General features: G+C 64.4%; 20 protein-coding genes and 1 tRNA gene. 9 read left to right on the top strand and 12 right to left on the bottom strand.

From position 1 onward, the window contains the following. The first annotated feature begins 23 nt into the window (after positions 1–23). Positions 24–2021, top strand: a complete 1998-nt coding sequence (gene rep, locus RLO07_RS09865; protein ID WP_462291968.1) for a DNA helicase Rep — start codon at positions 24–26, stop codon at positions 2019–2021. A gap of 108 nt (positions 2022–2129) precedes the next feature. Here rep and RLO07_RS09870 read toward each other — a convergent pair whose 3' ends face one another. The 3 genes from RLO07_RS09870 to RLO07_RS09880 all read right to left on the bottom strand — a co-directional run bounded on the left by RLO07_RS09870 (position 2130) and on the right by RLO07_RS09880 (position 6933). Next, entirely contained in the window at positions 2130–5258 is a 3129-nt protein-coding gene (locus tag RLO07_RS09870; RefSeq protein ID WP_462291969.1) for an efflux RND transporter permease subunit, read from the bottom strand. A gap of 4 nt (positions 5259–5262) precedes the next feature. After that, positions 5263–6414: an efflux RND transporter periplasmic adaptor subunit gene (locus tag RLO07_RS09875; protein ID WP_462291970.1), complete on the bottom strand. Its 1152-nt coding sequence runs from the start codon at positions 6412–6414 to the stop codon at positions 5263–5265. Between the two features lie 90 nt (positions 6415–6504). Next, on the bottom strand, positions 6505–6933 hold the full coding sequence (locus tag RLO07_RS09880; RefSeq protein WP_462291971.1) for a c-type cytochrome: 429 nt from the start codon (positions 6931–6933) through the stop codon (positions 6505–6507). A 135-nt stretch (positions 6934–7068) separates the two neighbouring features. Here RLO07_RS09880 and RLO07_RS09885 point away from each other — a divergent pair, with 135 nt between their 5' ends. After that, positions 7069–7695 (top strand): glutathione S-transferase family protein, encoded by a 627-nt coding sequence (locus RLO07_RS09885; RefSeq protein ID WP_462291972.1) that lies wholly within the window; start codon positions 7069–7071, stop codon positions 7693–7695. On the opposite strand, the gene RLO07_RS09890 is transcribed toward RLO07_RS09885, so the two are convergent. From RLO07_RS09890 to RLO07_RS09910, 5 genes are read right to left on the bottom strand one after another with little or no spacing between them, the layout of a single operon-like run. Beyond that, a complete protein-coding gene (locus RLO07_RS09890) occupies positions 7696–8940 on the bottom strand; it encodes a hypothetical protein (RefSeq protein ID WP_462291973.1) in 1245 nt (414 codons plus the stop codon). It abuts the gene before it with no gap. 6 nt (positions 8941–8946) lie between these two features. Beyond that, the gene (locus RLO07_RS09895; protein WP_462291974.1) at positions 8947–9666 is read right to left on the bottom strand and encodes an ABC transporter ATP-binding protein; all 720 of its coding nucleotides are present in this window, start codon (positions 9664–9666) and stop codon (positions 8947–8949) included. A 25-nt stretch (positions 9667–9691) separates the two neighbouring features. Next, positions 9692–10924, bottom strand: coding sequence for an ABC transporter permease (locus RLO07_RS09900; RefSeq protein ID WP_462291975.1), 1233 nt, complete (start codon positions 10922–10924; stop codon positions 9692–9694). Then, positions 10924–12150, bottom strand: coding sequence for an ABC transporter permease (locus tag RLO07_RS09905; RefSeq protein ID WP_462291976.1), 1227 nt, complete (start codon positions 12148–12150; stop codon positions 10924–10926). Before RLO07_RS09905 ends, RLO07_RS09900 begins: the two co-directional genes overlap by 1 nt. Further along, positions 12147–12917, bottom strand: a complete 771-nt coding sequence (locus RLO07_RS09910; RefSeq protein WP_462291977.1) for an outer membrane lipoprotein-sorting protein — start codon at positions 12915–12917, stop codon at positions 12147–12149. The genes RLO07_RS09905 and RLO07_RS09910 overlap by 4 nt, the downstream gene beginning before the upstream one ends. A gap of 114 nt (positions 12918–13031) precedes the next feature. On the opposite strand from RLO07_RS09910, the gene RLO07_RS09915 reads away from it, so the two are divergent. Next, on the top strand, positions 13032–14075 hold the full coding sequence (locus tag RLO07_RS09915; protein ID WP_462291978.1) for a DUF3080 family protein: 1044 nt from the start codon (positions 13032–13034) through the stop codon (positions 14073–14075). A gap of 92 nt (positions 14076–14167) precedes the next feature. Next, entirely contained in the window at positions 14168–14791 is a 624-nt protein-coding gene (locus RLO07_RS09920) for a DUF4136 domain-containing protein (RefSeq protein ID WP_462291979.1), read from the top strand. A 14-nt stretch (positions 14792–14805) separates the two neighbouring features. Here RLO07_RS09920 and RLO07_RS09925 read toward each other — a convergent pair whose 3' ends face one another. After that, the gene (locus RLO07_RS09925; RefSeq protein WP_462291980.1) at positions 14806–15345 is read right to left on the bottom strand and encodes a protein disulfide oxidoreductase; all 540 of its coding nucleotides are present in this window, start codon (positions 15343–15345) and stop codon (positions 14806–14808) included. 163 nt (positions 15346–15508) lie between these two features. Between RLO07_RS09925 and RLO07_RS09930 the strand changes: the two genes are divergently transcribed. Continuing rightward, positions 15509–15585, top strand: a tRNA-Arg gene (locus RLO07_RS09930). Between the two features lie 22 nt (positions 15586–15607). Here the strand turns inward: RLO07_RS09930 and RLO07_RS09935 are convergent. Then, complete coding sequence (locus tag RLO07_RS09935; protein ID WP_462291981.1) at positions 15608–15877, bottom strand: hypothetical protein; 270 nt, start codon at positions 15875–15877, stop codon at positions 15608–15610. Between the two features lie 17 nt (positions 15878–15894). Then, positions 15895–16824 carry a metallophosphoesterase gene (locus RLO07_RS09940; protein ID WP_462291982.1) on the bottom strand — a complete coding sequence of 310 codons (930 nt, stop codon included), beginning with the start codon at positions 16822–16824 and terminating at the stop codon, positions 15895–15897. Positions 16825–17131: 307 nt separating this feature from the next. On the opposite strand from RLO07_RS09940, the gene RLO07_RS09945 reads away from it, so the two are divergent. From RLO07_RS09945 to RLO07_RS09960, 4 genes are all read left to right on the top strand, one after another. Next, positions 17132–17701, top strand: coding sequence for a hypothetical protein (locus RLO07_RS09945; protein ID WP_462291983.1), 570 nt, complete (start codon positions 17132–17134; stop codon positions 17699–17701). Continuing rightward, positions 17698–18189, top strand: coding sequence for a hypothetical protein (locus RLO07_RS09950; RefSeq protein ID WP_462291984.1), 492 nt, complete (start codon positions 17698–17700; stop codon positions 18187–18189). The genes RLO07_RS09945 and RLO07_RS09950 overlap by 4 nt, the downstream gene beginning before the upstream one ends. Further along, the gene (locus tag RLO07_RS09955) at positions 18186–18827 is read left to right on the top strand and encodes a sulfotransferase family protein (RefSeq protein ID WP_462291985.1); all 642 of its coding nucleotides are present in this window, start codon (positions 18186–18188) and stop codon (positions 18825–18827) included. The genes RLO07_RS09950 and RLO07_RS09955 overlap by 4 nt, the downstream gene beginning before the upstream one ends. A gap of 244 nt (positions 18828–19071) precedes the next feature. Continuing rightward, a complete protein-coding gene (locus RLO07_RS09960) occupies positions 19072–19527 on the top strand; it encodes a hypothetical protein (protein WP_462291986.1) in 456 nt (151 codons plus the stop codon). Positions 19528–19597: 70 nt separating this feature from the next. On the opposite strand, the gene ltrA is transcribed toward RLO07_RS09960, so the two are convergent. Further along, positions 19598–20941: a group II intron reverse transcriptase/maturase gene (gene ltrA, locus RLO07_RS09965; RefSeq protein WP_462291987.1), complete on the bottom strand. Its 1344-nt coding sequence runs from the start codon at positions 20939–20941 to the stop codon at positions 19598–19600. Positions 20942–21546: the final 605 nt, after the last annotated feature.

Consider the following 21546-nt stretch of genomic DNA (forward strand, 5'->3'; position numbering starts at 1 on the left):
TGACGGCACCCGAACCCAGGCAAATGACTCAACTCAACCCCCGCCAGCGCGAGGCTGTGCGCTACATCGACGGCCCCCTGCTGGTGCTCGCGGGCGCCGGCAGCGGCAAGACCAGCGTCATCACCCGCAAGATTGCCTATCTGGTGGAGCAGTGCGGCATTCAGTCTCGCCATGTCGCCGCGGTCACCTTCACCAACAAGGCAGCGCGGGAAATGAAGGAGCGGGTTGGCTCGCTGCTGGGGTCGCAGGCCGCCGAGGGGCTGACCGTCAGCACTTTCCACCAGCTGGGCCTGAAGATCATCCGCGAGGAGCGCAAGGCGCTGGAGATGAAAGCGGGCTTTTCCATCTTCGATGGCGAGGACACGCGCAACCTTATCCGCGACCTGCTGATTCAGGAGCACGGCGCCGAAGGTGACCAGGCCCAGCTGATCCAGCAGCGCATTTCCAACTGGAAGAACGACCGGGTGCTGCCGGAGCAGGCACTGGCCCACGCCACAAGCCCCGCCGACATGCTCTTCGCCCAGGCCTACCAGCGCTATCGCAAGGCCCTGCGGGCCTACAATGCGCTGGATTTCGACGATCTCATCCTGCTGCCCACCATCCTCTTCGAGCACCAGCCCGCGGTCCTGAAGAAATGGCAGGAGCGCCTGCACTACCTGCTGGTGGACGAGTACCAGGACACCAACGCCAGCCAGTATCTGCTGGTACGCCAGCTGATCGGCCTCGGCGGCGGCCTCACGGTAGTGGGCGACGACGACCAGTCCATCTACGCCTGGCGCGGCGCGCGGCCGGAAAACCTGGCCCTGCTGCAGGAAGACTTCCCCGGCCTGAAGGTGGTCAAGCTGGAGCAGAACTACCGCTCCACCGCGCGCATCCTCAAGGCCGCCAATACCCTGATCGCCAATAATGCGCACGTGTTCGAGAAGCGGCTGTGGAGTGAACTGGGGGCCGGCGACCCGCTGCGGGTGCTGCGCTGCACCGACGAACAGCACGAGGTGGACCAGGTGGTGGCGGAGATCCTCGACCACAAGCTGCGCAAGCGCACCCGCTTTGGCGACTACGCCGTGTTATACCGCGGCAATCACCAGTCGCGGCTGCTGGAGCTGGCCCTGCAACAGCAGCAGGTACCCTACCACCTCAGTGGCGGCACCTCGTTCTTCGCCCGCAACGAGGTCAAGGACATCATGGCCTACCTGCGCCTGCTGGTGAACGAGAACGACGACAACGCCTTCCTGCGCATCGCCAACGTGCCGCGACGCAAGCTGGGGCCCTCCACCCTGGAAGCGCTGGGTGCCCATGCCACCAGTCGACACTGCAGCCTGAGCCAGGGGCTGCAGCATATCGATGCCGGCGCCCTGCCCGAGGCCGGCCTCAAACGCCTGCGGGAGTTCCACCACTGGCTGTCCGGCCTGCGCCGCCAGGCCGAGGGCGGCAACGGCATCGGCGCCATCCGCCAGCTGATCCGCGACATCGACTACGCCGACTGGCTGCTGCAGCTCAGCTCCAGCGAGGATGTGGCGGAGCGCCGCATGGGCAATGTCACCTTCCTGGTCGACAGCCTGGAGCGGGTGATGCGGGACGAGGAAATCGCCCTGGATGAAGCGGTGAGCCGGCTGCTGCTGCGCGACCTGCTGGAACAGCAGGAAGAGGAAAAGGCCGGCCCCGACAGTGTCCAGCTGATGACCCTGCACGCCTCCAAGGGCCTGGAGTTTCCGCACGTGTTCATCATCGGCATGGAAGAGCGACTGCTGCCGCACCGCGCCAGCATTGATGAGGACAACATCGCCGAGGAGCGGCGCCTGGCCTACGTCGGCATCACCCGCGCGCGGGAAACCCTGACCATGACCATGGCCCTGAAGCGGCGCCAGTACGGCGAGATCATCAGCTGCGAACCCAGCCGCTTCCTCGCCGAGCTGCCGCCGGACGACCTGCAGTGGCAGGGCGGCGATGCCGACACCGCCGAGGCCAACGAACAGCGCGCGACAGAGACCCTCAGCAGCCTGAAATCACTGTTTGCCTGAGGCCTCCACACTTGTAGGAGCCCGCTGGCCCAGGCCACATTCTCTGTCCGCTGCGCGGCCATTCACCTTGTCCGCGGGCGATGAATTGGTCGCCCGCGGAGCGGGCTCCTACGGGGTGATACCCAGGCGCCGCTTGATGCGCTCGCGCAGGGTCTGGATGATGGCGTAGAAGCCGGGGATGAAGAAGGTGCCCACCAGCAGCGCCGCCAGCATGCCACCGAAAACCGTGATACCCAGCGAGCGCTGGCCGAAAGCGCCGGCGCCGGAGGCAAATACCAGCGGCAGTATCCCGAGAATGAACGACACCGCGGTCATGCACACGGCGCGGAAACGCAGCCGGCCTGCATCCGCGGCCGACTCCAGGATGCCCTTGCCACCCTCCTCCCGCAACTGACGGGCAAACTCCACGATCAGGATGGCGTTCTTCGCCGCCATGGCGATCAGCAACACCAGGCCAATCTGGGCATAGAGATTGAGGGCCTGGCCGGTCAGCAGCAGCGCCAGGATGGCGCCGCCGATCGCCATTGGTACCACCAGGATGATCGCCACCGGAATCGACCAGCTCTCGTACTGCGCCACCAGGAACAGGTAGACGAACACGAGGGCCAGTGCGAAGCCCATGACAGCAGTATTGCCCGCCTGGCGCTCCTGGTAGGCGGCGCCGGTCCAGTCGATGCGGTAGCCCCCCGGCAGGCGTGTGGCTGCGGTCTCAAACGCCTGCATGGCATCGCCACTGCTGTAGCCCGGCGCGGGATTGCCGCGCACGGTCGCCGCGCGGTACAGGTTGTAGCGCTGCACCACGTCGGGACCCAGCATCAGGCGGCTGCTGACCAGGGTACTGAGCGGCACCATCTCGCCATTGCCGGTTTTCACGTAGAAGTGCTCCAGCCCCTCCAGATCGGCGCGGAATGGCGCCTCGGCCTGCATGGTGACCTGGTAGGTCTGGCCGAACTTGTTGAAGTCGTTGATGTACATCGAGCCCAGCTGGGCCTGCAGGGTCATGAAGATTTCGTTCAGGGGCACGCCGAGGTTCTTGGCCTTGACCCGGTCCACATCAATGAAGTACTGCGGCACATTGGCCCGGAAGCTGCTGAATACCCCGCTCAGGGCCGCCTGCTCGTTGCTGTCGACAATGAAGTTGTTGAGCACTGCGGCCAGCTCGGCCGGGCTCCGGGCCAGGGTGTCCTGGAGCATGAGCTCCAGCCCGCCCACAGCGCCCATGCCCGGCACCGCCGGCGGCGCGATCGCCACCACCTGGGCCTCGGGCACCTGCATAAAGGCCTGGGCATTGATGCGCCCGGCAATATTGAACACCAGCTGCTCTGCCTCCGTGCGCTCGTCCCAGTGTTTCAGCACCACGAACAGGGTGCCGGCATTGCTGCTCATGGCGCCGGTGAGGATGGAAAAGCCGCTGATCTCGGTGACGCTCTGCACCGACGGGTCGGCAAGAATGATATCCGCCACCTTGCGCACCGCATCGCGGGTCCGCAGCAACGAGGCGGCGTCAGGCAGCTGCACATTGACCAGCAGCGCGCCCTTGTCTTCATCGGGCACCAGCGCGGTCGGAATACTGAGCACACCTAGCGCGAGGGCACCCATCCACAGCAGGAAAATCAGCCCGACCACGACCAGCTTGCGCAACACCCAGGCCACACCGCGACTGTAGCCAGCAGTGACACGGGCAAAAAACGCGAGGAACACACGGTACCAGCCGGCGTCGCGTTGCCCCCCCTGGCGCAACAGCAGGGCGCACAGGGCCGGACTCAGGGTGAGTGCATTGAGAGAGGAGAACACCACCGCCACACAGATGGTGACCCCGAACTGGCGATACATCTCGCCGGTAATACCGGGCAACGCCGCGACCGGGACAAACACCGCCAGCAGTACCAGGGTCGTGGCGATGATGGCGCCGGCCACTTCCCGCATCGTGATCAATGCCGCATCCCGGGGCGCCAGCGTGGGGTCCTCGCGCAGGTGGCGGTCGCAGTTCTCGATCACCAGGATCGCATCATCCACCACAATGCCGATGGCCAGGATCAGCGCGAACAGGGTCATGGTGTTGATGGACATATCGAGCAGGAACAACACCGCCAGGGATGACACCAGCGATACCGGAATGGCCACCGCCGGCACCAGGGTCGCGCGCAGGCTGCCGAGGAACATGTAGGTAATCAGGATCACCAGTGCGACCGCCATTGCCAGCGACACCAGCACCTGGGACACGGCCGTGGACACGTAGCGGGTGGTGTCGTAGTTGATCTGGTAGGACATGCCCCCCGGGAAGCCCGCCGACACCTCTTCCAGCAGGGCATTCACCGCGGCACCCACCTGCAGCGCATTGGCATCCGAGGCCTGATACAGGGCCACGTTCACCGCCGGGCGGCCGTTGATTTCACCAAAGAACGCATAACCCGACTGGCCCAGTTCGATCCGCGCGACATCCCGCAGGTAGATCGCCGAGCCGTCGGGTCGCGCCCGCAGCACGATATTTTCGAACTCCTCGACTTCCTGCAGCCGGCCCTTCACCCGCAGGGTGAATTCCGTTTCCATGCGCCGGTCGAAGGGCGCACCGCCGATCTTGCCCGCCGCGACCTGGACATTCTGCTCGCGCAAGGCGGCGTGAATATCGGTCACCGACAGGCCGCGGTTGGCCATCTTGTCCGGATCCAGCCACAGGCGCATGGCGTAGTCCGCCTCGCCGATCACCGATGCGCCGGAAATTCCGGGCACCCGGCTCAGCGCCGCCAGCACGTTGATCTTGACGTAGTTGGAGAGAAACTTGTAATCCAGCGAGTCGTCCGGGGAGGTAAAGCTGACGATCTTCAGCATGTCCGGAGCACGCTCGACGATGGTCAGGCCGCGGGCGGTGACTTCCGCCGGCAGGGAGGGCTCCGCCAGCTTGACCCGGTTCTGCACCCGCACCAGCGCCATGTCCGCGTCGGTGCCGACTTCGAAGGTCACCGACAAGGAGTAGCTGCCATCATTGGCGCTCTTCGAGGACATGTAGATCATGCCCTCAACCCCGTTGACCGCATCTTCGATCGGCGTGCCGACTGCCGCTTCCACTACCTCCGCGGCCGCACCCGGGTAAAAGCCCGACACCACGATATTGGGTGGCGAGATCGGCGGGTATTCGTTCACCGGCAGCAAGGTGATGGCGAGTGAGCCCAGCAGGGTCAGGACAAGGGCAATGACCAGGGCAAACCTGGGGCGCGTGATGAAAAACGCACTGAACATCGCCCTATGCCCCGTTGCCGGCGGCGGTTACCGTCGCGGTCACCTCGACCGGCATGCCGGGCCGAACCTGTTGCAGGCCGCGCACGATGACCCGATCACCTTCCTCCGCCCCCTCCTTGACGATGACCAGATCATCAAATCGGTCGCCCAGCTCCACGTTGTGGCGGACAACGGTACTGGCAGCATCGACCACCAGCACGAAAGTGCCCTGCTGGTCTGCCTGTACCGCCGCCAGCGGCAGGAACAGCCCCTCCAGGAGCTGGGTATCCTGCAACGTCACCCGCACGTACTGGCCCGGCACCAGCAGGCCATAGGGATTGGGAATACGTGCGCGGGCTTCCATGGTGCCGGTGGTGGCGTCGATCCGATTGCCAAAGTAATCAATCCGTCCCACTTCCGGATAGACCACGCCGTTGGCCAACTCCAGCATGACCTCCACCCCCTTGAGGTCGGCGACGCTGGGGTTGGCGGTCACCCGCTGGGTGATCTGCGCGATATAGGTCGCCTCCGATACCTGGAACAGGGCCTCGATGGGGTCGACACTGACCAGGCTGGTGAGGTCGCCGCTATTGGGGCCAACCAGATCGCCGACACTGACCTGGCTGCGGCCGATGCGGCCGGAGATAGGGGCCTTGATGGTGGTGAACCCCATATTGACCTCGGCGCTGGTCACCTGGGCCCGGGCCGCCTCGATAAGGGCATCCGCATCCAGCTTCTGGGCGGTGAGGTTGTCCATCTCCACCTGCGAAATCGCGCCTTTGGGAGCCAATTCCAGGCCCCGCCTGTAGTTGCGCTCGGCGTTCGCCTGGTTGGCGGTCGCCGCCGCCAGCTCGGCCCTGGCCTTGGCCAGCGTCGCAGCGTACTCCGAGGGGTCGATACGATAGAGCACATCCCCCGCCGCGACCTGCTCTCCCTCGGTAAACTCGCGCGACAGCAGATAGCCACTGACCATGGCGCGGATAGTGACATCGTCCTTCGCCACCAGACGCCCGACATAAACGGACTTCGGCTGGTAGGGCTCCAGCCGCACGGTATCGACAACCACACCCACCACCGGCCGCGGCGCCGGCTCCTCTGAGCAGGCGAACAACAACAGCGCCGCCGCCAGTGCCGCCAGTGCCGCCAGTGCCGCCAGGCACAGTGTGATCGCTTTCATGTCTGACACCCCCTGTGTGTTGCCGCCATGATACGCATAAAAAAGGCCGCCGTGCTCAAGCAGGGCGGCCTTTATACCTGTTGCTGGTGCCTACTGGCTGTTTTCGACCATGTAGTCCACCGCGGCGATCACTTCTTCATCAGAACAGTTCATGCAGCCCCCCTTGGCGATCATACCGGTGCCGGGAACGCCCTTGACTCCGCTTTCATGGAGGACGTCCATGCCCTTGGCGATGCGCTCGGCCCAGGCCACCACGTCACCGACCACCGGTGCGCCACCGGCGCCGGTCATGTGACAGGCCATGCACGCTGCGTCGTAGACCGCTTTACCGGTCCGGGCCGCGACTTCAGCGCCCGGCGCCGCCGCGCCGCCACAGCTTGCGTCCCCGTGCAGGCAGACCTCGCCCACGGGCTTGATCCGCGCCTCGATGTCGGCTCGCTGGCTGTCGGTCAGGTCTATGGCGCCCGCCACCATGGCAACAAGCAGGGCCGCTACACTCAATACAGTTCGGCTGATCACAACACTATCCTCGATAATTTGGCCGCGCATTATAGCCAGTTATGGTCCGCGGGAAAACTCGCTGTTATCGGCGCTGGCAGCGGTCGTGGATTTGCCCTTACCATAGGGTCCACATCACCGCCACGGAGCACCGCCATGAAACTGTACACCTACGACCCGGCCCCCAATCCCCGCCGCCTACAGCTGTTTCTGGACTACAAGGGCATCGAGATCGAGACCGTACAGATCGACATGCTGAAACAGGAGCAGTTCGGCGAGACCTTCCGCAAGATCAATCCCCTGTGCACCGTGCCCGCCCTGGTACTGGACGACGGCACCGTGCTCACCGAGGTGATCGGCGCCTGTGTCTACCTTGAAGCGCTGCACCCGGAGAAGCCGCTGCTGGGGACCACGCCGCTGGAGAAGGCACAGGTCATCAGCTGGAATCATCGTCTGTTCAACAGCCTGTTCCACGCCATCGCCGAAGTGTTTCGGAATGGCAATCCGGCCTTTGCCGGCCGGGCACTGCCCGGCCCGCTGGAGGTAGAGCAGATACCGGCCCTGGTAGAGCGCGGGCGGCAGCGCATGGAGGCCGCCTGGCGCATGGTGGACCGGGCCCTGGCGAAAAGCTCCTTTATCGCTGGCGAGCATTTCTCCATGGCCGACATCGACCTGCTGGTCTGCGTCGACTTCGCCGGCTGGGTGAAGGCCGCGGTACCGGAGGAGTGCAGCCACATCCACGCCTGGCTGCCGCGGGCGCGGGCGACCCTGGCCGGCGAGTAATCAGAAGTACCAGGCGAGTTGGGCGAACAGGGCGGGGCCGGTAGCCAGGTCGACCCCTTCCCCCATGCGGACACCACCGTATTCGGTACCGGCGGGGCCCAGTGGCAGGTTCAGTGCCCCCAGCACCTGCCAGTCCTGATGCACGTCCCAGCGCAGGGACAGCTGGGCCAGGGCCGAGCCGTCTCCCAAATTGGCGAACAGGCTGGGGGTGAGTTGCAGCAGCGGTGTCATTTCCACCAGCAGGGAAGCGGCCAGGTAATGGCGGCCGAGGGTGAACAGCTCGCCCCGCTGCAAGCGCGCTTGCAGCGCATCCTCTCGCGCAAGGGTAGCCACCCTGTAGTCCCCCTCGCGCAGGCCGTGGCCATTGAAGAAGTACTCCAGCACCCCGCTCACGTTGCGGCCCCCCCAGGTCCAGGACCAGGCGGCGTTCACCACTGCGCTGCCGGTCCAGCCGTCTGCGGTATCCGCGAACAGCATATCCCCGCGCAGCACCGCCTCGCCCAGGTTGCTGCTGGCACCAAAGCCGAGCAGCACTTCGTCGAAATGCCGGGCCAGCATCAGGTCGTATTCGCGCTCGGCGGCAAAGCCGTGGAATTTGAGTGCGGTTGAACTCACCGCACTGCTCACATGCCCGCCTGCGTCCCGGCGCTGCACCTGCACCAGCTGCCAGTCGCTGCCCGAGGGCAGCAGGTACTGGGCATAGAGCATGTCGTCGCCGGTCTTGTACTCGGTGTCGATGGCAGTGGGATCAAAGGGATTGAACAGATCGACCGGGTTGAACAGCAGGCCGTTGCCCCAGCTCACCGCCTGCCGCCCCAGCCGCAGTACCACGCGCTCACTGCTATAGCCTGCATACAGTCGATCCAGGCGCTGCAGGGTGAGCGAGTCTTCACTACGGTCGATTTCGTGACTGAGATCCCACCAGCGACGGTCATCGTCAGGCAGTACCGGCTGGCCCGCGCCAGGCGCCAGCGACAGCGCCGGCAACTCCCGCTGGCGGGTCAGCAGCTGGTAGTCCGCGCCCGCTTCCCAGCCCCCGGCACGCTGCTGCCAGCGCAGGCGCAGTTCGGCTCCGCGATCGAGGTCACTGCCACCCAGGGCCTCTCGCCACAGGCTGCCCTCCGGATAGAGCGTGTGGGTCGCCTGCAGCTTGGCATGGCCACCGGCGAAGCCCGGGATCTCGGCCCGGGCGCACAGTGCCGGCAGCAGGACGGCCAGCCACAGGCAGCGCGCCAGCGAGCGCATGCCGGCTCAGCCCGCGCCGCCCGCGGACGGCCGCCCCGCAGGCTGCTGCGCGACATCCTCGATAATGCGGCCGTCTTCCATCCGGATCAGGCGCCGGGCATAGGCCATCACCCGGGGATCGTGCGTCGCGAGCACAAAGGTGACGCCGCGATCGCGGTTCAGGGCCTGGAACAGGTCCATCAGCCGGGTGGCGCTATGCGTGTCGAGATTGGCGGTGGGTTCGTCCGCCAGCACCAGCCGCGGTTCGCTGGCGATGGCCCGCGCCACCGCCACCCGCTGCTGCTGGCCACCGGACATCTCCCCCGGGCGCCGGTCTTCCAGGCCGGTCAGGCCCACTTCCGCCAGCACCGCCGCCGCTCGCTCCCCCCGGGCTGCCGCGGCCACGCCCTGCACCTGCATCACGAACTCCACGTTCTCCCGCGCCGACAATACCGGAATCAGGTTGTAGGCCTGGAACACGAAGCCGATTTCGCGCAGGCGCAGGTCCGCCAGGGCACCCCGGGAGAGCTGGTCGATGCGGCGCCCGGCCAGGCTGATACTGCCGCTGTCCGGGGTGTCGAGCCCGCCGAGGGCGTTGAGCAGGGTGGTCTTGCCGGAGCCGGAGGGGCCCGAGAGGCACAGCAGCTCGCCGGCTTCAATGCTGAGCGACACCCGGTCGAGACCGGTAATGCGCTCCTCGCCCTGCTGGAAAGTCTTGCACAGGTCCCGACAGACAATTGAACTCACGCTCGGCTCTCTCCTCTTCGCAACATCAATGCCTCGCCAGGGCCCGGACCGGATCCAGCCGCGAGGCGCGCCAGGCCGGCAGCAGGCTCGCCAGCAGGCCCAGGATCAACACCACCGCCGTCGACATCAGCATGTCATCCACGGCCAGCAGCGGGTACAGGGTGGCACCCATCTCCATTATTTCCATGCCTTCCGCCACCGCCGAGATGTCGACACCATCGCGCAGTGGCAGCAGGGTCGCCAGGGCCAGGCCGTTGCCCAGCAGCAGGCCCAGCGCCAGCAACAACAGGCTCTCCAGCAGCACCTGTGACAGGATCAGGGCCGGGCGCATGCCCAGGGCCTGCATCAGGCCCAGTTCCCGGGTGCGCTCGAACACCGCCATCACCAGGGTATTGATCAGGCCGAAGGACAGCACCAGAAACACCACCACCATGAACACCAGCACAAAGCCCTCCTGCACCGCCAGCATGGTGCCGAGGAAGGTGTGCAGCTCGGTCCAGCCCAGCACCTCCAGCTCCGGGCCGGCACTGGCCTGCAGCGCCGGCAACCAGGCGCCCACCGCAGCATAGTCGGAGCCGGTGACCGCCACTTCCGTGACGGCCTGATCCAGTCCCAGCAGTTCCTGCAGGGCCCCGCGGCCAACCCAGGCAAAGCGTTCCTCGTCGCCCTGCAGGCGCGCCCGGTAGATGCCGACCACCCGCACGCCACGATCGGCGACGTCGTTCTCCGTATCCTGGGTCATCAGCACGATACGCTTGCCGAGGCTGGTTTCCAGCCGCGCAGCGAGGCTCGCCCCCAGCAGGATGCCACGGTCATCCGGGCCCTCCAGCATGCGCCCCTCCAGCAGGGTATCCGGCAGGCTGCCCAGGGCCGCCTCCTGGGCCGGGTCCACCCCCAGCAGGGTCACGCCGCGGCTGGCGTATTCACTGGCCAGCACCCCCGGCACCCGCAGGCGCGCGGCCCAGGCTGTAATCGGGGCTTGCTCGAGCTGTTGCAGCAGGCTGCCCGCCGGCATCGGCATGTGGTTGACCACACTGGGGTCGCGCAGGAAGTCCGGGTGGTGGATCTGGGCCTCGCCGGGCAGGGTCGCCAGGCCATTGCGCACCATCTGGTCGGTCATGCCGCGCATCAGCGCGCTCATCACGATCATCGCCCACACGCCCAGGGCAATTGCCAGCAACATGATCAGGGTGCGGCGGTAATTGCGCCACAGATTGCGCCAGGCCAGCGTCAGCAGTGAGTTCAGGGGCCAGTGCATCAGCTGGCCCTCATCGCGGCAACCGGCCGCAGGCCGAACAGGCGCAGAGCCGGGTACAGCGCCGCCAGCAGGGCACCCAGGAATACGGTCAGCGGGCCCCACAGCAGCGAGGGCAAGGTGACCGGCGGATACATCCGCTCGGGCAGGTTGAAGCGGGCACTCATCTCCGCCATGCCCGGGAACGTGAAGCCGACCTGTTGCAGGTACAGCGCCAGCAGCCCCCCGGCCACCACTCCCAACCCCAGACCCATTGCGGCCAGCAGGGCGGTCTCCAGGCCCACCAGCCGCGCCAGCCGGCCCGGGCTGACGCCCAGCGCCAGCATGACCCCGAACTCGCGGGTGCGCTCCAGCACCGACATCAACTGAGTGTTGAGCACGCTGAAAGCCACCAGCAGGATCAGCACCGCATACATCACCCAGGCACTGACCATGTCCGAGCGGATCGCCTGGCGCAGGCCGGGCTGCAGTTGATCCCAGTCCAGCACCACCAGCTCCGGGTGCTCGGCCCGCAGTCCCTGCAGGGTCGTCACCGCCAGCGGCACCTGCTCCAGGTGGGGCAGCCGCACCACCACGCTGTGGCCGTGGTCGCCCATGCTGAAGACCGCCTGGAACCAGGACAGCGACACCTGGGCCAGGGCCCGGTCCAGCTCCGGAATACCCGAATCGACAATGCCCACCACGGTAGCGATGGCGGCGGCGAAAGAGCCGTCGCGGCCGCTGCCCAGGATCGTGATCTCGTCCCCGGGCGCCACCCGCAGGTTGCGCGCCAGCAGGGCGCCGACCACGATCTCGGCGTCGGCACCGGACAGGTAGCGGCCCTCCCGCAGCAGGCCCGGCAGGGTCGACACCCGCGGTTCGCGTTGCGGCTGCACCCCGGTAATCTGGATGCCGAAGGAACGTTCCTCGCTGGAGGCCAGGGCATAGGCAATACCGCGGGCAGCGACGGCCTCTTCGCCGAGCAGGTCCTGTACCTGCCGCGCGCGCTCCGCGACCGCGGGCACGCTCTGGCGGATACGCTGGTCCTCGTCGAAGCCCTCATGCTGCAGCTGCAGATGGCCGGAGAAGGCCCCCAGGCTGTTGTCGATCATCATCTGGTAGGAACCCAGCTGCACCGAGATCAGGAAGATCAGCAGCACATTGCAGAACACCATGGCCCCCACCGTCAGCCAGGTGCGCCGCCGGTGCCGCCACAGGTTGCGCCAGGCCAGGCGCCAGGTGATATTCACCGGCGCGGATTGCGCAGGCTGGACAGGGTGAACAGGCTGTCCGCCAGCTCAAGGTCGAACTCCACCGCGTGGGTGCGCAGCTCGGTGTATTCCTCCGGCGCCGCAGTTTTCGCCATCCGCATCACCGTGGCCACCGGCCGCCCGGCCATTTCCTCGATCGCCAGCGCCTCAAGGGTTTTCACCAGCTCGCCGTCCTGGCTCCAGAACTGCTGTTCCAGCAATACCCAGTCATCGCGGATGCGCAGCACTTCCCTGCCCCAGACCACCGCCGCCTCTTCATGCGGCACCGACTGCACCACCCAGACCTGATGCCCCTCGTGCTCCTCCCTCGCCAGCAGAGTGTGGTCGTACTGGCTGACAATGTCCGCACTCTTGCTCACATCCTTGTTGGAGAAGTCGCTGCCCATCCAGTTCTGCCCCATCATCGAGGACGGGACCTTGATCACGCGGTTGATGCTGGGGCTGAAGGTCCACATGTTGCCGTCGACGGAGAGGGTGGCGTTGCCCGCATCCTTGCGCGGCTCGATGACCCGCACCAGGGTCTTCTCGTCACCCGCGGTCCAGGCCTGCATGCGCATGCTGCGCTCCCAGTCCGGCCGGTGGATGATCATGGTCATGTCGGCGCGGGAACTCTGGCCCCGGTAGTGGTCCATGGCCTGGCGCACAATGGTGTCGGCATCCAGCGCGGAGGCCGCCACGGCGACGGCCGCCGCGGCAACAGCCAGCAGGCAAAACACTGTGGCGAGCAAAGGGCAAGTGCGGGGCATGGGATCCTCCTGCGCCGGACGGGTAACCATCATAGCGCCTGTCGCAGTTCCGGTCATACGGTGGCCGCATTGGATCGCGGCGACGGAGCGGATTTTGGGTTATAACATGCCCTCATGAACACCCCCACCCTACCCGGCCCGCGGCCCCTGCGGACCCTCATCCTCGGCCTCTGCCTGTTGCTGGCAGGCTGCGGTGGCCAGCGGCCAGAGGCGGCGCTGGAGCGTTACCTGGAGCGACTGCAGCGCACCCTGGACCAGCCCGCCCCGACCGTGGAGCTGCCGGCCCTGCCGCGTTTGCCACCCCGCGGCGAGCTGCAACTGGATCTTGCGGCCAGCAAACTCGGCACCCTGGACTTTCTCGCCCTCAGCGGTTGTGAAGTGCAAATCACCATCGGCAAGCGCAACTCCAGCCTGGGCCTGATGGCCAGCCCCTCCCAGCGCCTGCTGCTGGAGCTGGAGTTCCTGCGCCTGGCCCCGGACTGCATCGACCACCTGCAGTCAACCGAGCGCACCGATCTCGCGGCGCTGCTGCAGGAAGCCCACCGCCTCAAACAGCAGCAGCTCCCGGCCCTGATCTTCAACGCCACCCTGGGCGGGCCGGAATACCGCCAGCTGTGGCAGCCGCCGCAGCGCCTGGGGGGCTACCCCGAGCAGACCAGCAGCGCGCCCCTGACCGCGCTGGCGGAGATCAATGCCAGCGTCCGCCGCTGGCTGGCGGGGGACTATGCCGCGGACAATATGGCGTTCGAGATCCAGCTCAGCGAGGTGGCGAAGGCCGACGGTGGCGCCCTGCTCAAGGCCCTGGCACTGCAGGCGGGCTGGCTGCAGGCCGGGAACACCCTGCTGCAGACGCGGCGCCAGCGCGGCCCGCTGTGCAGCGGCCCGATACGCCCGGCGGCGGCGACCATTCTGCGCAACGTCATCGAGAAGTTCTTTGTCGGCGAAGTGCAGCCCTGGTCCGCAGGCCTGGGGCGGCGCCAGCACGAACTGCTGCCGCTGGTGGCGGTGCTGGAAGCCGCGCTGGACTCCGGCCTGCCATCGGCCTACCGTCAGTGGCAGAGCCGTCGCGACAGCCAGCTGCAGCAATGGACCGGCGCGCCCCGGCGCCATGTGGAGGCACTGCAGGCGGTGCTCAAGCCCTGCGAGCAGGATGGCTGACGGGAGCGCACTGAAACTTGTCCCTGTCACGGGGGTCTGAGCAGGTGACCGCAATGGCGCCAGCCGTTGCCAACTCATTGGAGACAAGCATCGTGAAATATCCCTTCCACACCGCCCGGATCACCCTGATGGCCACCGCCGTTCTTCTGTTGGGCGCCTGCGCCAGCGGCCCGCCCAAGCCCGACGTGGACTACAAGGCGGATCACGACTTCAGCCAGGTACACAGCATCGCTTTCCTGGAGGACTCAGGTAGCGTTGAGGGTGACAACCCCCTGCAGCTGAGCGACATGCAGAAAGACCGCATCAATACCGCGATCCGCTACGCGCTGGGCCAGAAAGGTTTCACCCTGGTGGAGGACCCGGCCGCGGCCGACATGCTGGTCAGCTGGCACCTGGTCACCCAGTTCAAGACCGATGTCCAGAGCCGTGACAGCGGCTTTGGCATGGGCTGGTATCACGGCTACAACCGCTACAGCATGTACAACTGCTGGAGCTGCATCGGCCCGCGCACCGAGGTGACCTCACGCAACTACACCGAGGGCACCTTCATCGTCGACATGATCGACCCGGGCCTGGAGCGCTCGGTCTGGCGCGGCGTGGTCCAGTCCCGCCTGACCGGCAAGCAGATGCAGGACCAAGCCCAGGCCAACGAGGCTGCCGAGGCGATCTTCGCGGCGTTCCCACCCGGTAACGCAGCGGCGACGGAGGCACCTTAGGCACCCCGGGCGCATCAGTCATCGCCTGCGGAGCCGAGCAGGCCGGACATCCAGAGACGAAGGGAAATACCGGGAGGCGTGGTCACGCCGCTGGTCATGGAGCGTATCTCACCGCGATGCACCACGGCGAGGGTCGGGGTCACCCCCACGCCCCAGGCGCGGCTGATATGCCCGTCCGGGTCGTTGACGATGCTGAAAGCGAGTTCATGCTCCCGCGCATAGGCAGCCACTTCCTCCGGGCCACCCGAGCTGAGCGCCACCGTGAGCACCGGGTGCTTGCCGGTGGCCAGATCATTCACCGCAGGTGAGACCAGCCGGCAGACCCGGCACCAGGTGGCCCAGAAATACACCAGCACGGGCCGCTCCCCGCTCATCTGGATGAGGTCCTGCCGCGCCCCGTCGAGATCAACGAGTACCTGCAGCGGTACCGCATCGGGAGCATCGCGATGCCGCCACTGATCCATCAGCAGCGGTACCGAGATAAACGCAATAAGCCAGAGCAGGCCCGTCACCCAGCCGGGCAACCAGCGGCGGGGCGTTGGTGAAGATGTCATGGTGTTTGTCTCGCCGTGTCAGGGAATGCCAGCGCGCTGCTCCCTCTGAGTGCCAGGAGGGGAGGAAGTTTCATGGGTGGTGCGTCTATTGAGCGAAGCAGGCAGCTCTGCTACTATCGCGTCCCCTTCGCGGCTGTGATGTCTGCCGCGAGCGAGTCAATTTCCGCCCGTAGCTCAGCTGGATAGAGCGCTGCCCTCCGGAGGCAGAGGTCAGAGGTTCGAATCCTCTCGGGCGGGCCATTTGCGCAAACTTGCCCCCCCTTTATTCAGGAAGGGGGTGCTTGACCCTCTGCATCCGGTCCCAGTCGAACCGAATCAAATCACTGTCATTTATTTCAATGGCCAGTGACGATACCGCGGCCCAGAACTCGTACATGAAAGTTTCGTCGTCACCAAAATAATTGACGCCGGCGACGTACTCCAAGTCCCATCCTTCAGCTACCTTTGTAACTCCCCCCAGTTGCTCAAGATCGGACTGGCTATAGGCTCCCTCGCTCAAGATTACCGGGACCATCATCAATCGTGCAGGCACAAGATTCTCCCTGGTCGCTATACGACCCTGTCAACCCAGTTCATCCTCTCGGCGGACAACTCGGCATTTCCGTCCCAGCGGTAGGCACACAGCTTTCCCCCGTGCTCTCCCGCCACGCTGTAATCCATGCAGGCGACCTTGTCCGACATCGGCTTCGGCTCTCCTCGCATCCAGTAATGGCCCACGAATACCGGCTTGTCGCCGTGGTACCCGGGAACCAGCTCCTCCGGTACCGGTTCGTGGGGGATACTCTCAATCACTCGGGTTGGCGCAATAGCAAGCTCCCGAAAAGTGAGCGACTTCTTCCACCAGCGGGTGCGAATATTGGTGCGCTTGTTGCCGTCCGTATCATGGAAGAAGAGACCGTCAGGCAAAGGTATCTCCAGCCCCTTCAACACCACTTCCACCGCCTCGAACGGGGTCGTGTCCTCAGCAGTGAGTGCCGGCCAGGCGTCGGGCAGGATGGTGTCGGCCTCGCCCAGGAACGGCCGCAGGGTCGCCATGTGTTCTTCGTGCCAGCAAGCGTGCACTACCCGGAAGCCTTCGAGATCCAACCACAGAGGTAGCGCTCTGAACCAGGCCACCATGTCCGCGTGCAGGGTGCTGCCCTCCACCACCTGCGCCAGAAAGTCCTCGTGCTGTTTACGATTCTTGGGCGTATGAGGACGCAGATACTCACCCGGCGCCTGCGGATCGGGCGTGGCATAGGCCACCGCATTGAACTCATGGTTGCCCATCACGGCGAGAGCGTTGCCGCTATCAACCATACCCCGGGCGATCTCGACCACTTCCACCTGCTCAGGACCCCGGTCCACAAAGTCCCCCAAGAAAATCACCTTGCGCTCCGGGTGGGACCAGCCTTCCGACTGCTCCTGATAACCCAGTTTTTCCAGCAAGGCTTTTAACTGCGCCGCGTAGCCGTGTATGTCTCCGATAATGTCGTACATGCCTGTCTGTGTCCCGTGAGATTGCGGTGGCTGAAACCCAACCCGACAGGCTAACAGGTCTGGCCGCTTTAATTCAGCCCGGATTCAGTATTCGAGTTTGCCGACACTATTCAACCTGCCTGAAACGGCGACAGGTCAGGCGCAACCTGAAATCAGCCGGGTCGATGTTGTGGTAGCATGTGGACTGCAGGCAAGAAAAGCCTCAAAGGCCCACCCGGCAACAAGCGTGCGGCATGGTGAAGTCATCGGACGGGAGCACAGTCTCGCCGCCCGATGCTTGTACGCACCTGACTTTGAGGACAACACCATGCCAAACCTGCTTACCCCACCTGGTAGAACCGAACCCGTTCCCGAGAATCTTGCCGACTTGCTGATCGCCCACGACCACGGCATCATCACCGCGAACCTGCTGGGGCTGTCCCGGCACCTGCTGCCACGCGCCCGGCTACAGCGCAACTGGTCCCTGCAGGAACGGCTGCGCGGGGCCGGTTTTTGCCTGCTGCGGCTGCCTGGGGTACTTCCAGGACCCGGTCACTCGAGTACCGAAGAGGACCTTGTGTATGTCGCCCTGGACCTTAGAGACCGGAACACCCTGCAAGAAAACCTGATCCGGCTGGCTCGGGAATTCGACCAGAGCCAGGTCATCCTCTGCCGTCGCGGGCTACCGCTGCGCGAGATACAACTCGCCGAGGGTCCACCCGTTGCCATCGAACAGCCCGGGCGCCCCCACCTGCTGGCAACACAGCAGCTGGTCTATAACGGCACCCTGTTAGCGTGCCACGATGCACCAGAATGGCTCCCATGCCCGGGGAACTGGATCAGCCGCCTGGCCTGCGCTGTGATCGCCCGGAAGGACTGGAGGGGACTGACAGTATGAGCAGTAACAGCGAAATCTCCGGCAACTTTCCGCTGCTTCAGTTCAACGCTTCGCGACGCAGTGCAGCACTTATTGATACCTATACGCAGCGTGTGCTGTTGCGCCTGCCCCCTCAGGACGCAAGGCACCAGGGGCTGCCCCGATACCCCGGCTGCCCCTTCTCCGCCGAACTGGCCGAGTATCTGGGCTGGCTCCATCACCATCACCTGTTGCTGTGGCGGGACGACCTCAACGTGCACTGCAGTATTGAGGGAGATTGTGTCGATGAGCACGAAGATAACGATCATGCTGTTCACCTGGAAAATCTTGTATTCAGGCTGGTGTCGCCTCCACAAACCTTGTGGCTTGACGCAGGCAGGGCCGGATTCGTTTTATTGGACGGGGCACTCTATTCGAGCTTTTACCTTGACGTCGAACAGACAACGACGCCACATGGTCTACAATCTGTGACGAACCAGGCACTCAAAGGTAGCGTGAGATGGCATTGAAGATCATCGGCGCAGGCTTCGGTCGAACTGGCACCATGTCGCTGAAAGCGGCCCTGGAGCAGCTGGGTTATCCCTGTTATCACATGGTCGAATGTTTTCCCAAAGGACCAGCGCACTGGAAACTATGGGAACAAGCAGGGACCGGCGCACCGGATTGGGATGCGATTTTCGAGGGCTTTACCGCAACAGTCGATTTTCCCGCCTGTACCAGCTATGCCGCACTGGCTGAATACTACCCTGACGCAAAAGTCGTGCTGACCGTGCGGGATCCGGAGCAGTGGTTTGCCTCAGTCCAGAGCACAATCTTTGAAAGGGAATGGATAGAATTCCTGCCCGGCACTGAAGCGGGTGCCTACATGAAAGCGACCATCAATGACTACTTTGATGGCCGCATGCATGATCATGATCACCTGGTTCGCCGCTTCAACGAACATGTCGCCAGGGTCAGGGAAACCATTGCGCCGGAGCGACTGCTGGTGTTCGAAGTAGCCGATGGCTGGGGGCCACTCTGCGAGTTCCTCGAAGTACCCGCCCCCGAGGAAGCGTTCCCGCACGTCAACGATACCGAGGCTGTGCAAGGTCTTATCAGAGCTATCATGGACAATGGATTCCAGGCGGTGCTTGGGTACAAGGGTTAGCCTGCAGGGCCGCAAAGTCTCTGGAACCAGCGGACGAATTCTTCAGCATTGTAGCCAGCAATGATGGTGTGGCCGCAGTTGGCCGCTTTTCCATGTCGGGGCACCGCTGTTCATGATGCATCATTCTGAAAGACGCATTTTCGCCCGGTGCCGATCCATCAAAAGAAGCCAGCGCCTTGTTATCTGGGGCTAAAGCCCTACACTTTAAGCTGTGCATATATACAGCATAAAGGAGGATCGCCCCGTGACCAATTTCACCTTCCCGCCCGTCTTCGTCAACTTCGATGCCGACAAGCTCGCCAGCGAATTCACACTTCTGGCGAAAAAGATCAATGCCGCCAACCGTCTGCTGCTCGATGAGACCAGCTCCTCCAGGGTGGAGGCCACAAAGCGGGCAGCCGCGCCGGAGAACGGTGACTTACCGTTGCGTAGCGCCCGGCACGGAACCGCCAGCGATGCAGGGAAAGTCGCAGGCAGACACCGGCAGGCGCCTCGCGGGGACAATCCGGAGGCGGCACCGGAGCAGGAGGCGGCGGGCGAGGCGATTTACTTCCAGGATGATCAGGGCATGTGGGTAATCGAGGCCACGCTGCCACGGGAGGCCGGCGCGTCACTAATCGAGGCCATCGAAGCCGTTGCCGCGACGATGCAGGAAGATAAACAGACTCGGAAACACTTCCGCGGAAACGCAGTCGGGTAGCCCCGGGGATTGCTCCACCGGGGCTCCCACAGATCCGGACGTGCGGAACTCCCGCATCCGGCTCCTCAGGTCAAGGTAATGACTGAGACAGGCGCACACTGTGTACAACCTTCACTGGTGGCAGCGGATACCGTTTGAGGAAAGCCTTGAAGCGACTCCAGAGCAGCTTGGCACGGCCACTGCGCCGCGCAAGCCAATTGCGCCAGATACGCTCCACCGCGCGCAGGAATCGGGCAAGGGTTCGCCCGTTACCCGTAATGCCATAGTAGGCATAGTGCCCGCGGAGCTTGCGACTCAGTTGGGTATGTTGCCACGCCACCGGCTCGTGCCGGTAGCGGCGGCACCACTGCTTGATACTCACCAGCGCACGGCTCAGCCGGTTCTTCGCCGTTTTGCGTTTTACAGCCCAGCCCCCCTTGCGGGTACGCGCCCAGAAGTGGGTAAACCCCAGGAAGTCGAACGACCGCGAGTTGCCAGGACCACCACGAGGGCGCTCCGATACCGTGGGCCGCTTGAACTCCACAAGCCGCGTCTTTTCAGGGTGAAGCTTCAGGCCGAACTTTGCGAAGCGCTTCTCCAGCACCGCGTATACACGCAGGGCATCGTCCTCCCGGGCAAATCCCAACACCGCGTCATCCGCATAGCGGACAACAAAACCGTGGCTTTTCAGACGCGGTAGAACGTCTTCCTCAAACCATCGGTCGAGCACCTCGTGCAGGTAGATGTTCGCCAGTAGTGGCGATATCACCCCGCCCTGGGGTGTCCCCCGTGTCGAGTGACTCAGCCGGCCTTCTTCCATGACGCCAGCATTGAGCCATTTGCCAATAATGCGACGGACGACGCCGTCTCCCACCCGACGAGCCACCAGAGATTGCAGGGTTTCATGATCCACATTGTCGAAGAAGCTTTCGATATCCAGCTCAATCAGCCAGCCGTTGGGGTGCCCCATCGTGCCCCGCCACACCGCCTCCAGCGCGTGATGCGCCGAACGCCGCGGGCGGAAACCGTAGGAGGCATCCGAGAACTGGACTTCATAGATTGGCTCCAGCAGCATCACCACTGCGCGCTGGAGGACTTTGTCCTCCAGCGTGGGAATGCCAATGGGGCGAAGGCGTTTGCCATCAGCCTTGGGGATGTAGACCCGCCTGACCGGCGGCGCTCGATAGCGACCCGATTTGAACCGGTCCAGCAATGCTGCCAGATTCTCCTCCAGATGCCGCTCGTAGTCCGCCGCCGTTTGGCCATCCACGCCGCTGGCGCTGTCCTTCCTCGTCCGCCGGTACGCTTCGCGTAACCAGGCAAGGTCAATGAAGTGGGCCAGGGTCGTAAAAGCGCCCTGCGTGATCTCTGTTGCTCGTTGTGTCAGCTCAAGTTGTTTCGTTGAGATGGGTACTGGACCCGGTGTCCCAGTCATCTTTCCCTCCTTAAGCACCTCAACCCGATCTTCCCCTTCCCTCCACAGGCTCCGCTCGGGGCACGTTCGCCTGTTTCCCCGGTACTATGAGAAGACTCCGATTTCTCCTGTCCCATCCATTCCCTTTGCAGGCAATGTACCTTCGTGTCTGTGTCGTTTGGATCGAGACGATACCGCACCCGGCTACCGCTCGCCTGGACCTTTTACTTGAGCGACGCCCGCGCCGCTGCCCTCACGAAGGAGGACGGGAGACCTCCCAGGTTCCTGGGGGACCTCAGTATCACCATGCCCTGCTCTATGACCCCGCCGAGTGGTCCGTGCCAGGCTGTTGCGGCACCGACCATGCTGCCTTCCGCTCAGAAAACGACGTCGGCCTCGGGACAAATTTCCTTTCGGGGCTCAATCACACGGCCTGGGGACTCCCTGTGTACGCTTCGCAGCCAGGGTCGCCCCTGCACCACGCAACACTCGGTTCCGGCTGGTTGCCAACCTTTGCCGGGCAGGTTACCAGCCTGCCAGGTCCCGCTAAGAGATTTCCGTTATATTATCCGTTACATAACTTTCCTCTCCTCCAGGCTTTGCCTGGCGCACTCTCCGCGGAAACG

This window comes from Haliea sp., from assembly GCF_040221975.1.
Lineage (GTDB): Bacteria > Pseudomonadota > Gammaproteobacteria > Pseudomonadales > Halieaceae > Haliea.